11 protein-coding genes are annotated in these 12,694 nt (G+C 61.5%); 7 read left to right on the forward strand and 4 right to left on the reverse strand.

Annotation, left to right across the window (positions count from 1 at the left end; translation table 11 throughout):
• Positions 1 to 206: 206 nt before the first annotated feature.
• Positions 207 to 1,436, reverse strand: coding sequence for a phosphoglycerate dehydrogenase (gene serA / locus CKW25_RS25130; protein WP_095083583.1), 1,230 nt, complete (start codon positions 1,434 to 1,436; stop codon positions 207 to 209).
• 227 nt (positions 1,437 to 1,663) lie between these two features.
• Here serA and CKW25_RS25140 point away from each other — a divergent pair, with 227 nt between their 5' ends.
• The 3 genes from CKW25_RS25140 to CKW25_RS25150 all read left to right on the forward strand — a co-directional run bounded on the left by CKW25_RS25140 (position 1,664) and on the right by CKW25_RS25150 (position 4,879).
• Positions 1,664 to 3,058, forward strand: coding sequence for an FAD-binding oxidoreductase (locus CKW25_RS25140; RefSeq protein WP_095083587.1), 1,395 nt, complete (start codon positions 1,664 to 1,666; stop codon positions 3,056 to 3,058).
• A gap of 40 nt (positions 3,059 to 3,098) precedes the next feature.
• The gene (locus CKW25_RS25145; protein WP_095083589.1) at positions 3,099 to 3,764 is read left to right on the forward strand and encodes a fumarylacetoacetate hydrolase family protein; all 666 of its coding nucleotides are present in this window, start codon (positions 3,099 to 3,101) and stop codon (positions 3,762 to 3,764) included.
• A 197-nt stretch (positions 3,765 to 3,961) separates the two neighbouring features.
• Complete coding sequence (locus tag CKW25_RS25150; protein WP_095083591.1) at positions 3,962 to 4,879, forward strand: SdiA-regulated domain-containing protein; 918 nt, start codon at positions 3,962 to 3,964, stop codon at positions 4,877 to 4,879.
• Positions 4,880 to 5,016: 137 nt separating this feature from the next.
• Here CKW25_RS25150 and rpiA read toward each other — a convergent pair whose 3' ends face one another.
• Entirely contained in the window at positions 5,017 to 5,688 is a 672-nt protein-coding gene (gene rpiA, locus CKW25_RS25155) for a ribose-5-phosphate isomerase RpiA (protein ID WP_095083593.1), read from the reverse strand.
• A 312-nt stretch (positions 5,689 to 6,000) separates the two neighbouring features.
• Here rpiA and ilvA point away from each other — a divergent pair, with 312 nt between their 5' ends.
• The gene (gene ilvA, locus CKW25_RS25165) at positions 6,001 to 7,515 is read left to right on the forward strand and encodes a threonine ammonia-lyase, biosynthetic (RefSeq protein ID WP_095083598.1); all 1,515 of its coding nucleotides are present in this window, start codon (positions 6,001 to 6,003) and stop codon (positions 7,513 to 7,515) included.
• A 39-nt stretch (positions 7,516 to 7,554) separates the two neighbouring features.
• Positions 7,555 to 7,980: a DUF2269 domain-containing protein gene (locus tag CKW25_RS25170; protein WP_095083600.1), complete on the forward strand. Its 426-nt coding sequence runs from the start codon at positions 7,555 to 7,557 to the stop codon at positions 7,978 to 7,980.
• Between the two features lie 167 nt (positions 7,981 to 8,147).
• Here CKW25_RS25170 and CKW25_RS25175 read toward each other — a convergent pair whose 3' ends face one another.
• Positions 8,148 to 8,804, reverse strand: a complete 657-nt coding sequence (locus tag CKW25_RS25175) for an HAD family phosphatase (protein ID WP_095083602.1) — start codon at positions 8,802 to 8,804, stop codon at positions 8,148 to 8,150.
• Positions 8,805 to 8,947: 143 nt separating this feature from the next.
• On the opposite strand from CKW25_RS25175, the gene CKW25_RS25180 reads away from it, so the two are divergent.
• On the forward strand, positions 8,948 to 9,427 hold the full coding sequence (locus CKW25_RS25180; RefSeq protein ID WP_095083604.1) for an RNA pyrophosphohydrolase: 480 nt from the start codon (positions 8,948 to 8,950) through the stop codon (positions 9,425 to 9,427).
• 22 nt (positions 9,428 to 9,449) lie between these two features.
• A complete protein-coding gene (gene ptsP, locus CKW25_RS25185) occupies positions 9,450 to 11,729 on the forward strand; it encodes a phosphoenolpyruvate--protein phosphotransferase (protein ID WP_095083606.1) in 2,280 nt (759 codons plus the stop codon).
• A 162-nt stretch (positions 11,730 to 11,891) separates the two neighbouring features.
• Here ptsP and CKW25_RS25190 read toward each other — a convergent pair whose 3' ends face one another.
• Positions 11,892 to 12,638, reverse strand: coding sequence for an NRDE family protein (locus CKW25_RS25190; protein ID WP_095083608.1), 747 nt, complete (start codon positions 12,636 to 12,638; stop codon positions 11,892 to 11,894).
• Between the last annotated feature and the right edge of the window lie 56 nt (positions 12,639 to 12,694).

The following is a 12,694-nucleotide window of genomic DNA, read 5'->3' on the forward strand; positions in this document are numbered from 1 at the left end:
AGCTTGCTCCCGCTGGGGCGCAAAGCGGCCCTGTTTTTGGGCTGCTACGCAGCCCAGCGGGAGCAAGCTCCCTCGCCACGGGTACTATGTTCGGCTGGTCTTTGGCTTAACTGATCGGCATTAGCCCCGATGGGGGCTCCCTTTTTTATAGCTGCAAGCTGCAAGTCAAAGCAAAAGCGAACTCGACTTACCGCTTGCCGCTGCTCTTAGAACAACACCCGGCTACGGATAGTGCCCTTGATGTGCTGCAGTTTCTCTTGCGCCAGGTCCGAGTACTCGGCATCGACGTCGATCACGACGTAGCCGACTTTCTCGTTGGTCTGCAGGAACTGACCGGAAATGTTGATGCCGTTTTCGGCGAAGACCTTGTTGATCTCGCTCATCACACCCGGGATGTTCTCGTGGATGTGCAGCAAACGGTGCTTGCCAGGGTGAGCCGGCAGGGCTACTTCCGGGAAGTTGACCGAGGACACCGACGTACCGTTGTCGCTGTACTTGACCAGTTTCTCGGCCACTTCCAGGCCGATGTTGGCCTGCGCTTCAGCGGTGGAGCCGCCGATGTGCGGGGTCAGGATCACGTTGTCCAGGCCACGCAGCGGGCTTTCGAACTCTTCGTCGTTGGAGCGTGGCTCCACCGGGAATACGTCGATGGCCGCGCCGATCAGGTGCTTGTCCTTGATCGCGTCCGCCAGGGCGTCCAGCTCGACCACGGTGCCGCGAGCGGCGTTGATCAGGATCCCGCCCTTCTTGATGGCGCGGATTTCCTTCTCGCCGACCATCCACTGGGTAGCAGCGGTTTCCGGTACGTGCAGGGTCACGATGTCGGACATGCCCAGCAACTCGTGCAGGTTGCCGACCTGGGTGGCGTTACCCAGTGGCAGCTTGGTCACGGTGTCGTAGAAGTACACCTGCATGCCGAGGCCTTCGGCCAGGACCGACAGCTGGGTACCGATCGAGCCGTAGCCGACGATGCCCAGCTTCTTGCCCCGGATTTCGAAGGAGTTGGCCGCGCTCTTGATCCAGCCGCCACGGTGGCAGGAAGCGTTTTTCTCCGGGATGCCGCGCAGCAACAGGATCGCTTCGGCCAGCACCAGCTCGGCTACGGAGCGAGTGTTGGAGTACGGCGCGTTGAATACGGCGATACCGCGTTCGCGAGCAGCACCCAGGTCGACCTGGTTGGTGCCGATGCAGAAACACCCTACAGCCACGAGCTTCTTCGCGTGATCGAAGATCTCTTCGGTCAGTTGAGTGCGCGAGCGAATGCCGATGAAGTGCGCATCAGCAATCTTTTCCTTGAGCTGGGCTTCCGGCAGAGAACCTGTGAGGTACTCGATGCTGGTGTAGCCCGCCGCCTTGAGGACGTCGACAGCCGATTGGTGGACGCCTTCGAGAAGAAGGAACTTGATCTTGCTCTTATCGAGAGAAGTCTTGCTCATCTGCGTAAACCTGTATCCCGGAGAAAAATGGCAGGGAATCGGACAGAGAGTGCCCTGAATCAGGGCACTGAATGCTGACCCGGACGGCAGGAAAGCCGTCACCGCAGAACAGCCTTTGGGCTCGGTCCTGCGGGGGCGGTATGCTAGCATATGCACCCCGCTAAACACTCATTCCTGCGACGTGAAGCGTTCTCAGGATGACCATGAATTGTTCGAGAGTTCTGTCGATGACCAATCCTGCCCTGATTGATGAGCTGAAGACCCTGGTTGAGCCTGGCAAGGTGCTGACCGATGCCGACTCCCTGAATGCTTACGGTAAGGATTGGACCAAGCATTTCGCCCCGGCCCCGACGGCTATCGTGTTCCCCAAGACCACGGAACAGGTCCAGGCCATTGTGCGCTGGGCCAATGAGCACAAGGTCGCACTGGTGCCGTCCGGCGGGCGTACCGGGCTTTCCGCTGCGGCGGTGGCGGCCAACGGCGAAGTGGTCGTGTCCTTCGACTACATGAACCAGATCCTCGACGTGAACCTGACCGATCGCACTGCTGTATGTCAGCCGGGCGTGGTCACTGAGCACTTGCAGAACGTGGCCGAAGAAAAAGGCCTGTACTACCCGGTGGATTTCGCGTCTGCGGGTTCCAGTCAGATTGGCGGCAATATCGGCACCAATGCCGGCGGGATCAAGGTCATTCGCTACGGCATGACCCGTAACTGGGTGGCCGGCATGAAAGTGGTCACCGGCAAGGGCGACCTGCTGGAGCTGAACCGCGACCTGATCAAGAACGCCACCGGCTACGACATGCGTCAGCTGTTCATCGGCGCCGAGGGCACCCTGGGTTTCGTGGTCGAAGCGACCATGCGCCTGGATCGCGCGCCGAAAAACCTCACCGCCATGGTGCTCGGCACCGCCGACTTCGACTCGATCATGCCGGTGCTGCACGCGTTCCAGAGCAAGCTCGACCTGACCGCCTTCGAATTCTTCTCCGACAAGGCCCTGGCCAAAGTCCTGGCGCGTGGCGACGTGCCGGCGCCTTTCGAATCTGACTGCCCGTTCTACGCGCTGCTGGAATTCGAAGCGACCACTGAGGAAGTGGCCAACCACGCCCTGGAAACCTTCGAACACTGCGTCGAGGAAGGCTGGGTGCTGGACGGCGTGATGAGCCAGAGCGAATCGCAACTGCAAAACCTGTGGAAGCTGCGCGAGTACATCTCCGAGACCATTTCCCACTGGACACCGTACAAGAACGACATTTCGGTCACCGTGTCGAAAGTGCCGGCATTCCTGAAGGAAATTGACGCGATTGTCGGTGAACACTACCCGGACTTCGAAATCGTCTGGTTCGGCCACATCGGCGACGGCAACCTGCACCTGAACATCCTCAAGCCGGATAACCTGAGCAAGGACGAGTTCTTCGCCAAGTGCGCAACGGTGAACAAGTGGGTGTTTGAAACCGTCGAGAAGTACAACGGTTCGATTTCCGCCGAGCACGGCGTGGGCATGACCAAGCGCGATTACCTGACCTACAGCCGCTCCCCGGTCGAGATCGAGTACATGAAGGCCGTCAAGGCGGTGTTCGATCCGAATGGCATCATGAACCCGGGCAAGATCTTCGCTGTTTGAAGGGGTCGTACCTGAAGAATCACTAAGGCAGGAGTCGGTAATGAGCTATCAGCACCAATATGTCGACGGTACACGTATTCATTTCCCGGTCGGGAAAGTGGTGTGTATCGGGCGCAATTACGCCGAGCACGCCAAGGAACTGGACAACCCGGTGCCGACCGAGCCGTTGCTGTTCATCAAGCCAGGCAGCTGCGTGGTGCCGTTGAACGGTGGTTTTGCCATTCCGACCGATCGCGGGTCGGTGCACTACGAAGCGGAAATCGCGGTGCTGATCGGCAAGCCGCTGTCGACCCGGCCGAGTCGTGAGGAAGTGCTGGATGCGATTTCCGGGTTTGCCCCCGCGCTTGACCTGACCCTGCGCGACAAGCAGGCCGAGCTCAAGTCCAAGGGCCTGCCGTGGGAAATCGCCAAGTGTTTCGACGGTGCCTGTGTACTGGCGCCGTTCGTGGTCAACAGCACCTTTGCCGACCTGGGCGACATTGGCATCCGCCTGACCATCAATGGCGAAGTTCGCCAGGATGGCAACAGCAGCGCCATGCTCAATCCTATCGTGCCGATGATCCAGCACATGGCCGGCTGCTTCTCGCTGCAGGCCGGTGACGTGATCCTGACCGGCACGCCGGTGGGCGTGGGCCCGCTGAATGTCGGTGACGAACTGGTGCTGGAGCTTCCAGGCACCGGCAGCTTTACCGGCAGCGTTCGCTAAACCACGGTCGCGAGCTGCGCCGCCTCCCTCTGGAGCGGGCGCAGCCTGCGATCTCTTGACCTGGCTGTTTGCTGCGCCCTTTCCCAAAAACGACCCCTGCGCGCCGTCCGGTTGTGGCTGCAACCCCATGGCCATTAAGCTTGAATTCATCGAGGCGTGATATTTCATCCTCCCGATTCGTTTTTTGAGCAGCCTGAATGCGCCGACTAGCCCGTCCCAAACCTCTTGCCCTGATGATGGTTATCGCCGCTGTGCTGGCATTGGGTGTGCTGGGTCAGTACTACCGCCTTTACGAGCGTACCTGGTTCAACCTGCAAACCTGGTTGCACCCGCTCAGTGAGCAGTCCATGGCGCTCAATGACTACCAGGTGGTCATCGAGGCGAAGGTGATCGACGGGCTGGACGATGATGTCTCGGCACTGACCTTCGATCCGGTGCGTAAAAGCCTGTTCACCGTGACCAACCAGAATTCCGAACTGATCGAGATGTCCCTCGACGGGCAAATCCTGCGCCGCGTGGCGCTGGTGGGGTTTGGCGACCCGGAGGCGGTGGAGTTCATCAGCGCCGACACCTATGTGATCAGCGATGAGCGTCAGCAGCGCCTGATCAAGATTCACCTGGAGGACGACACGACGTTCCTCGATGCCGCCGAAGCCGAGCAGATGACCCTGGGTGTGCACATGACCCGGAACAAGGGGTTTGAAGGCCTGGCCTATGACTCCAAGGGCAAGCGCCTGTTTGTCGCCAAGGAACGCGACCCGATGCTGATCTATGAGGTGCAGGGCTTCCCGCACTTCGACCCGGAAAAGTCCTATGCCGTTCACGTGGTCAACAACCCCAAGCGCGATGCCGGGATGTTTGTGCGTGACCTCTCGAGCCTGCAATACGACGAACGCAGCGGCCATTTGCTGGCGCTGTCGGATGAGTCGCGGCTGATTCTGGAGCTGGATATCGACGGTCGGCCGTTGAGCACGATGTCGCTGAGCAAGGGGCGCCAGGGCTTGCAAAAGACCGTGCCGCAAGCGGAGGGGATCGCCATGGACGACGATGGCACCCTGTATCTGGTGAGTGAGCCGAATCTGTTTTACGTGTTCAAGAAGCCCGCAGCGAATTAGTAGCGACGAGCTTTGTTTGTGGCGAAGGAGCTTGCGCCCCTCGGCTGGTCCGCGTTTTGGTGTAGCAGTCGCAGGTTTTAGGACCGCTTTGCGGTCCAGCGGGAGCAAGCTCCCTCGCCACAGGTATTACGTACCGATCAGGCCTTGAGGGTTTTCACGCCTTCGCTGGTGCCCAGCAGCAACAGATCCGCCGGACGCGCCGCGAACAGGCCGTTGGTGACCACGCCGACGATGGCGTTGATCTGTGTCTCGAGCTCCACCGGGTTGGTGATCTGCATGTTGAACACATCGAGGATGATGTTGCCGTTGTCGGTCAACACGCCTTCACGGTAGACCGGGTCGCCGCCCAGCTTCACCAGCTCGCGGGCTACGTGGCTGCGGGCCATTGGAATCACTTCGACCGGCAGCGGGAAGTTGCCCAGTACCGGCACCAGCTTGCTGGCATCGGCGATGCAGATGAAGGTCTTGGCCACGGCCGCCACGATCTTCTCGCGGGTCAGGGCCGCGCCACCGCCCTTGATCAGGTTCAGGTGCTCGTCGCTTTCATCGGCGCCGTCGACGTAGAACTCCAGGTCGCTGACGGTGTTCAGCTCGTACACCGGGATCCCGTGGCCCTTGAGGCGCGCGGCGGTGGCTTCGGAGCTGGCGACGGCGCCATCGAATGCACCCTTGTGCAGGGCCAGCGCATCGATGAAGCAATTGGCGGTGGAGCCGGTGCCGACCCCGACGACGCTCTTGTCGTCGAGTTTAGGAAGGATGAAATCGACCGCGGCCTGCGCCACTGCCTGTTTGAGTTGATCCTGGGTCATGCGGGCTCCGAGGTGCCGTAAGGGAGGACAGAAGGCCGGCATTATAGGCTTGGCGATGTGGCAGGTCATTGCCCGATTGGCGGGCGGAGCAGATTTGCTTTTGTGGCGAGGGAGCTTGCTCCCGCTGGGGCGCGAAGCGGTCCCAAATTCTTTCAGCCAAATCGTGCTGCCGGACTTTACGACGGCTTCGCCGCCGAACGGGAGCAAGCTCCCTCGCCACAGGTTCTAAAACCACCTGTTTGCTGTGGTCGCTCAGGTAAAAGCCGGGTTAGACTCCTTGGCCCTGCCCAACTCGCCCAGTGATGCTTTCCGATGCTCGAACAGTACGTCAAAAAGATCCTCACCTCGCGCGTTTATGACGTTGCCGTAGAAACCCCATTGCAGACTGCCCGCCAGCTCTCCGAGCGGCTGGGCAACACGATCTGGCTCAAGCGCGAAGACTTGCAGCCGGTGTTCTCGTTCAAGATTCGCGGCGCTTATAACAAGCTGACCCAGTTGAGCGATGAAGAGCGAGCGCGTGGCGTGGTCACCGCGTCGGCGGGCAACCATGCCCAGGGCCTGGCCCTGGCGGCCAAGGTGCTGGGTGTGAAGGCGACCATCGTCATGCCCAAGACCACCCCGGAGATCAAGGTCGAAGGCGTGCGCTCGCGCGGCGGCAAAGTGGTGTTGCACGGGGATTCCTTCCCGGAGGCCCTGGCTTTTTCGCTGAAGCTGGTCGATGAAAAGGGCTACGTCTACATCCACCCTTACGACGATCCGCACACCATCGCCGGGCAGGGCACGGTGGCGATGGAAATTCTGCGCCAGCACCCGGGGCCGCTGGATGCGATCTTCGTTCCCGTCGGCGGTGGTGGCCTGATCGCCGGGATCGCCGCCTACGTGAAGTACTTGCGTCCGGACATCAAGATCATCGGCGTCGAGCCGGATGACTCCAATTGCCTGCAAGCGGCCATGGCCGCCGGTGAGCGGGTGGTGTTGCCGACCGTGGGCCTCTTTGCCGATGGCGTGGCGGTTGCCCAGATCGGCCAGCACACGTTCGATATCTGCAAAGACTACGTCGATGAAGTCATTACCGTCAGCACCGACGAGATCTGCGCGGCGATCAAGGACATCTACGACGACACCCGTTCGATCACCGAGCCTGCCGGTGCCCTGGGTGTGGCCGGGATCAAGAAGTACGTCGAGTTGCGGGGCGTTACCGGGCAGACCCTGGTGGCCATCGACTCCGGTGCCAACGTCAACTTCGACCGTTTGCGCCATGTGGCCGAGCGCGCCGAGCTGGGGGAGGGCCGCGAAGCGATCATCGCCGTGACCATTCCGGAGAAGCCGGGCAGCTTCAAGGCGTTCTGCGAGGCTATCGGCAAGCGCCAGATCACCGAATTCAACTACCGCTACAACACCGGCAGCGAAGCGCACATTTTCGTCGGCGTGCAGACGCACCCGGAAAACGATCCGCGCAGCGCGCTGCTTGCCAGCCTGACCGAGCAGGGCTTCCCGGTACTCGACCTGACTGACAACGAGCTGGCCAAGTTGCACATCCGGCACATGGTGGGCGGTCGCGCGGCCCATGTGGTCGATGAAGTGGTGCTGCGCTTCGAGTTTCCAGAGCGTCCGGGGGCGCTGTTCAACTTCCTCAGCAAGCTCGGCGGGCGCTGGAACATCTCGATGTTCCATTACCGTAACCACGGTGCGGCGGACGGGCGTGTGGTCGCCGGCTTGCAGGTCCCCCATGACGAGCGTCATCTGGTGCCGGCGGCACTGGCAGAAATCGGTTATCCCTACTGGGATGAAAGCGACAACCCGGCCTATCAGTTGTTTCTTGGCTGAACGGCTACGTTGATGGGCAGAACATAAGGAAATCGGACAATGGAAACGTTAACGGCCCTGAAGGCTGCGCACATGGTCGCGACGGTCGTGCTGCTGGCGTGCGCGCTGGGCCTGGGGATCTGGGTCTGGCGTACCCGGCGTAACGGCGACGCAACGGCGGGAAGCCGTACGTTGCAACGGCCACGGGTGTTCGTCTGGCTGTTGATGGGGCTGGCCTTGCTGAGCATGCCATTCACCGGCTGGTGGATGGTGCACTTGATCGGCTGGCCGCTGGGACAGACCTGGCTGCTGGCCTCCAGTGTGCTCTACACCGTGGCGGCGCTGGCCTGGTGCTGGTTGCTGGTGCGGCTGAACAAGCTGCGCAAGGCACCGGGTAGCGTGGGCAGGTTTACCTTCGCGTTGGCGCTGGTCAGCTTCGTCTGCTTTATCGCCATTGCCGGGCTGATGGGCGCCAAGCCGGTTTAACCTGATTCACGTGATCAACTGTGGCGAGGGAGCTTGCTCCCGCTCGGTCGCGCAGCGGCCGCAAATCCGGCTGATGCGCTCCGTCTGACAAAGCGTCTTTGCAGATTTCAGGACCGCTTCGCGCTCCAGCGGGAGCAAGCTCCCTCGCCACAGGTAAAGCGCTTACCTCAGCTGCGCAACGAAATTACCGGCCAGCCACGCTTCTCGGCCTCGGCCCGCAGGTTCGGGTCAGGGTCCACGGCAACCGGGTTGGCCACTTCCTCCAGCAACGCCAGATCGTTCATCGAGTCGCTGTAGAAGTAGCTGTCGTCCAGCGTCAACCCGGTCTCCTCCAGCCAGCGATTCAGGCGTGTCACCTTGCCTTCGCGGAAGCAGGGTACATCGGTACTGCGTCCGGTGTAGCGACCGTCCTGCATCTCGCACTCGGTGGCGATCAGGGTTTCAACCCCCAGGCGCTCGGCAATAGGCCCGGTGATGAAACGGTTGGTGGCGGTGATGATCACCAGCTTGTCACCGGCGGCGCGGTGTTTGGCCAACAACTCCATAGCCTTGGGCAGCATGATCGGTTCGATGCAATCGCGCATGTAGTCGCGATGCCATTCCTGCAACTGGTGCATCTCGGTGTGGCCGAGGATTTCCAGGCAGAAGTTCAGGTAGGCGGCGTTATCCAGCTTGCCGGCCAGGTAGTCCTGATAGAACGCGTCGTTGCGTGTCTTGTAGGCGACGGCGTCGAGCAAGCCCCGTTCGCACAGGTAGTCGCCCCATGCGTGGTCGCTGTCGCCGCCCAAAAGCGTGTTGTCCAGGTCGAATAAAGCCAGGCGCATTGCAGTTACCCGCTGAAAAGTCTGTAAAAAGGCGACAAGAATACGGTCTTTTCACAAGAGTGCACATAAGGTAGGAAGCTTCGTTGCCGCCTGAACAAGCTTTGTGGAACAATGCGGCGACATGCGTTTGCGAGGTTGTTGCCGTGATCGACCCCGATGGTTTCCGCCCCAATGTCGGGATCATTCTGACGAATGATGCTGGCCAGGTGCTTTGGGCTCGCCGTATCAATCAAGATGCCTGGCAGTTTCCCCAGGGAGGTATCAACCCTCAGGAGACGCCGGAAGACGCCTTGTATCGCGAGTTGAACGAAGAAGTGGGTCTGGAGCGCGAAGATGTTGAAATTCTCGCCTGCACTCGCGGCTGGTTGCGCTATCGTTTGCCGCAACGTCTGGTCAGGACCCACAGCCAACCGCTGTGCATCGGCCAGAAACAGAAATGGTTTCTCCTGCGCCTGGTCTCCAACGAGCAGCGGGTGCGGATGGATTTGACCGGTAAACCGGAATTCGATGGCTGGCGTTGGGTCAGTTATTGGTATCCGTTGGGCCAGGTGGTGACATTCAAGCGCGAGGTGTATCGCCGCGCTCTCAAAGAGCTTGCCCCGCGCCTTTTAACGCGCGACTGACGACGGAGTTCGACCCCGAGCCATGCTCAATACGCTGCGCAAGATCGTCCAGGAAGTTAACTCCGCCAAGGATCTCAAGGCGGCGTTGGGGATTATTGTGTTGCGCGTCAAAGAGGCCATGGGCAGCCAGGTCTGCTCGGTCTACTTGCTGGACCCCGAGACCAACCGTTTCGTGTTGATGGCCACCGAGGGCTTGAACAAGCGCTCGATCGGCAAGGTCAGCATGGCGCCCAACGAAGGTCTGGTCGGCCTGGTCGGCACGCGTGAAGAACCCCTTAACCTCGAGAACGCCGCGGGCCACCCGCGCTATCGCTACTTCGCCGAAACCGGCGAGGAGCGTTATGCCTCGTTCCTCGGTGCGCCGATCATTCACCACCGCCGCGTCGTGGGCGTGTTGGTTATCCAGCAAAAAGAGCGTCGTCAGTTCGATGAAGGCGAGGAAGCCTTCCTGGTGACCATGAGCGCCCAGCTCGCGGGCGTTATCGCCCACGCCGAGGCCACCGGCTCGATCCGTGGCCTGGGCCGTCAGGGCAAGGGTATTCAGGAAGCAAAGTTCGTCGGTGTACCCGGCTCGCCGGGTGCGGCGGTCGGTACCGCGGTGGTCATGCTGCCACCGGCTGACCTGGACGTGGTGCCCGACAAGGCGATCAGCGACATCGACGCCGAGCTCAAGTTGTTCAAGACCGCTATCGAAGGCGTGCGCGCCGACATGCGTGCGTTGTCCGCCAAGCTCGCCACACAATTGCGCCCCGAAGAGCGCGCCTTGTTCGACGTCTACCTGATGATGCTCGACGATGCCTCGCTGGGCAGCGAAGTCACCACCGTGATCAAGACCGGGCAGTGGGCCCAGGGCGCGTTGCGCCAGGTGGTCACCGATCACGTCAACCGTTTCGAATTGATGGACGATGCCTACCTGCGTGAGCGGGCCTCGGACGTCAAGGACCTGGGGCGCCGCCTGCTTGCCTATTTGCAGGAAGAGCGCCAGCAGACCCTGGTCTACCCCGACAACACCATCCTGATCAGCGAGGAACTGACGCCGGCCATGCTCGGCGAGGTGCCGGAAGGCAAGCTGGTGGGGTTGGTCTCGGTCCTGGGTTCCGGTAACTCCCACGTGGCGATCCTGGCGCGTGCCATGGGCATCCCGACGGTGATGGGCCTGGTCGACTTGCCGTACTCCAAGGTCGACGGCATCCAGATGATCGTCGACGGCTACCACGGCGAGGTCTACACCAACCCCAGCGACGTGCTGCGCAAGCAGTTCGCCGACGTGGTCGAGGAAGAGAAGCAACTGGCCCTGGGCCTGGATGCGCTGCGCGACCTGCCGTGCGTGACGGTCGACGGGCACCGCATGCCGTTGTGGGTGAACACCGGCCTGCTGGCGGACGTGGCGCGGGCGCAAAAGCGCGGCGCCGAAGGGGTGGGTCTGTACCGCACCGAAGTGCCGTTCATGATCAATCAGCGTTTCCCGAGTGAAAAGGAGCAGCTGGCGATTTATCGCGAGCAACTCGCCGCCTTCCACCCGCAACCGGTGACCATGCGCAGCCTGGACATCGGCGGCGACAAGGCACTGTCGTATTTCCCGATCAAGGAAGACAACCCCTTCCTTGGCTGGCGCGGGATCCGCGTCACCCTCGACCACCCGGAGATCTTCCTGGTCCAGACCCGCGCGATGCTCAAGGCCAGCGAAGGCCTGAATAACCTGCGCATCCTGCTGCCGATGATTTCCGGCATCCATGAACTGGAAGAAGCCCTGCACCTGATCCACCGGGCCTGGGGTGAAGTGCGCGACGAAGGCACCGATGTGCCGATGCCGCCAGTGGGCGTGATGATCGAAATCCCGGCGGCGGTCTACCAGACCAAGGAACTGGCGCGGCAGGTGGACTTCCTGTCGGTCGGCTCCAACGACCTGACCCAATACCTGCTGGCCGTGGACCGGAACAACCCGCGGGTAGCCGACCTCTACGACTATCTGCACCCGGCCGTGCTGCAGGCCCTGCAAAACGTGGTGCGCGACGCCCATGCCGAAGGCAAGCCGGTGAGTATCTGCGGCGAGATGGCGGGCGATCCGGCCGCCGCGGTGCTGTTGATGGCGATGGGCTTCGACAGCCTGTCGATGAACGCCACCAACCTGCCGAAGGTGAAGTGGATGCTGCGCCAGATCAACCTCAGTTGGGCCAAGGATCTGCTGGCCGAACTGATGACCATCGACAACCCGCAAGTGATCCACAGCTCGCTGCAACTGGCGCTGAAGAACCTCGGGTTGGCGCGGATGATCAATCCGGCGGCGATCAAGACCCTCTGAAACGCCAACGGCCCTTGTGGCGAGGGAGCTTGCTCCCGCTCGGCTGCGCAGCAGTCGTAAGCCGGCCAAAGCGATCTTTCTGAAAGATTGCAATCACCAGATTGGGAGCGCGTTGCGCTCCAGCGGGAGCAAGCTCCCTCGCCACAATTTACCGCCTGAGCTTCAAATTCTCAGCTCAATCTCCCCCAAATGCCCGCCATACGGCCCGAAACTGCGCTCGACCATCCACCGTGAACCATCGGCCTGGACAATCAGCGCGGTACTCGCCCGGGTGCCATACGAGGGGCTGACGATAAACACGCTGGACAACAGGCTTTCGGTCGCCAGGCCCACGCCGGTGTCCGGCAAGTCGGCAAACGGCGCGGTTTGCGGGTCAGCCAACAGTGCCAACAGTGCCTGTGGCCGTGGATCGTCGAGCACCTCGGTCAGGGCTGTCCTGGCCTTGAGCAGCTTGGGCCAAGGCGTATCCAGCCCGGCATTCGACAGTCCGTAGACTCCGGCGTCCAACCGGGTCGGTGCGGTCTGCTGGGCGTTGTAGTGCCATAGCTCATGCAGGTTGCCGACCAGCAGGTTGAACCCGGCATATTCCATGGATCTGCCGACAACGTCGGCCAGATATTCGGTAATTGGCGTTTCGCCCGTGAGGAATCGTGCCACCAGTTCACCCCGCGAGCGGCGGGCGGGCGGCTGGTGCGGGTTGCGGATGTTGGTCAGCGCGGCGAAGCGCCCGTCGGCACCGATCCCCAGCCAGGTACCACCGGCCTCCAGGTCACGGCCGGCGTACACCTGCGGGGCTTCCGGCCATTGCGCCAGCGGCAGGCTGGGGCGGGCATAGAACTCATCACGGTTGGCCGCGACGACCAGGGGCGTGGGGTGATCCGGGCGCCAGGCGAAAACAATCAGGCACATAAGGTGGTCCTTGTGCGTTTTTCACTCACTTTACGCAGACATCGCTCATCGATCCA

This window comes from Pseudomonas sp. Irchel s3h17, assembly GCF_900187505.1.
Taxonomy (GTDB): Bacteria; Pseudomonadota; Gammaproteobacteria; order Pseudomonadales; family Pseudomonadaceae; genus Aquipseudomonas.

Bases quoted from the DNA above. Each gene is read 5' to 3' on its own strand.
- ilvA (WP_095083598.1), top strand. From the start codon at position 6,001: ATGCTCGAACAGTACGTCAAAAAGATCCTCACCTCGCGCGTTTATGAC.
- CKW25_RS25170 (WP_095083600.1), top strand. From the start codon at position 7,555: ATGGAAACGTTAACGGCCCTGAAGGCTGCGCACATGGTCGCGACGGTC.
- CKW25_RS25140 (WP_095083587.1), top strand. From the start codon at position 1,664: ATGACCAATCCTGCCCTGATTGATGAGCTGAAGACCCTGGTTGAGCCT.
- serA (WP_095083583.1), bottom strand. From the start codon at position 1,436: ATGAGCAAGACTTCTCTCGATAAGAGCAAGATCAAGTTCCTTCTTCTC.
- CKW25_RS25175 (WP_095083602.1), bottom strand. From the start codon at position 8,804: ATGCGCCTGGCTTTATTCGACCTGGACAACACGCTTTTGGGCGGCGAC.
- rpiA (WP_095083593.1), bottom strand. From the start codon at position 5,688: ATGACCCAGGATCAACTCAAACAGGCAGTGGCGCAGGCCGCGGTCGAT.
- CKW25_RS25145 (WP_095083589.1), top strand. From the start codon at position 3,099: ATGAGCTATCAGCACCAATATGTCGACGGTACACGTATTCATTTCCCG.
- ptsP (WP_095083606.1), top strand. From the start codon at position 9,450: ATGCTCAATACGCTGCGCAAGATCGTCCAGGAAGTTAACTCCGCCAAG.
- CKW25_RS25190 (WP_095083608.1), bottom strand. From the start codon at position 12,638: ATGTGCCTGATTGTTTTCGCCTGGCGCCCGGATCACCCCACGCCCCTG.
- CKW25_RS25150 (WP_095083591.1), top strand. From the start codon at position 3,962: ATGCGCCGACTAGCCCGTCCCAAACCTCTTGCCCTGATGATGGTTATC.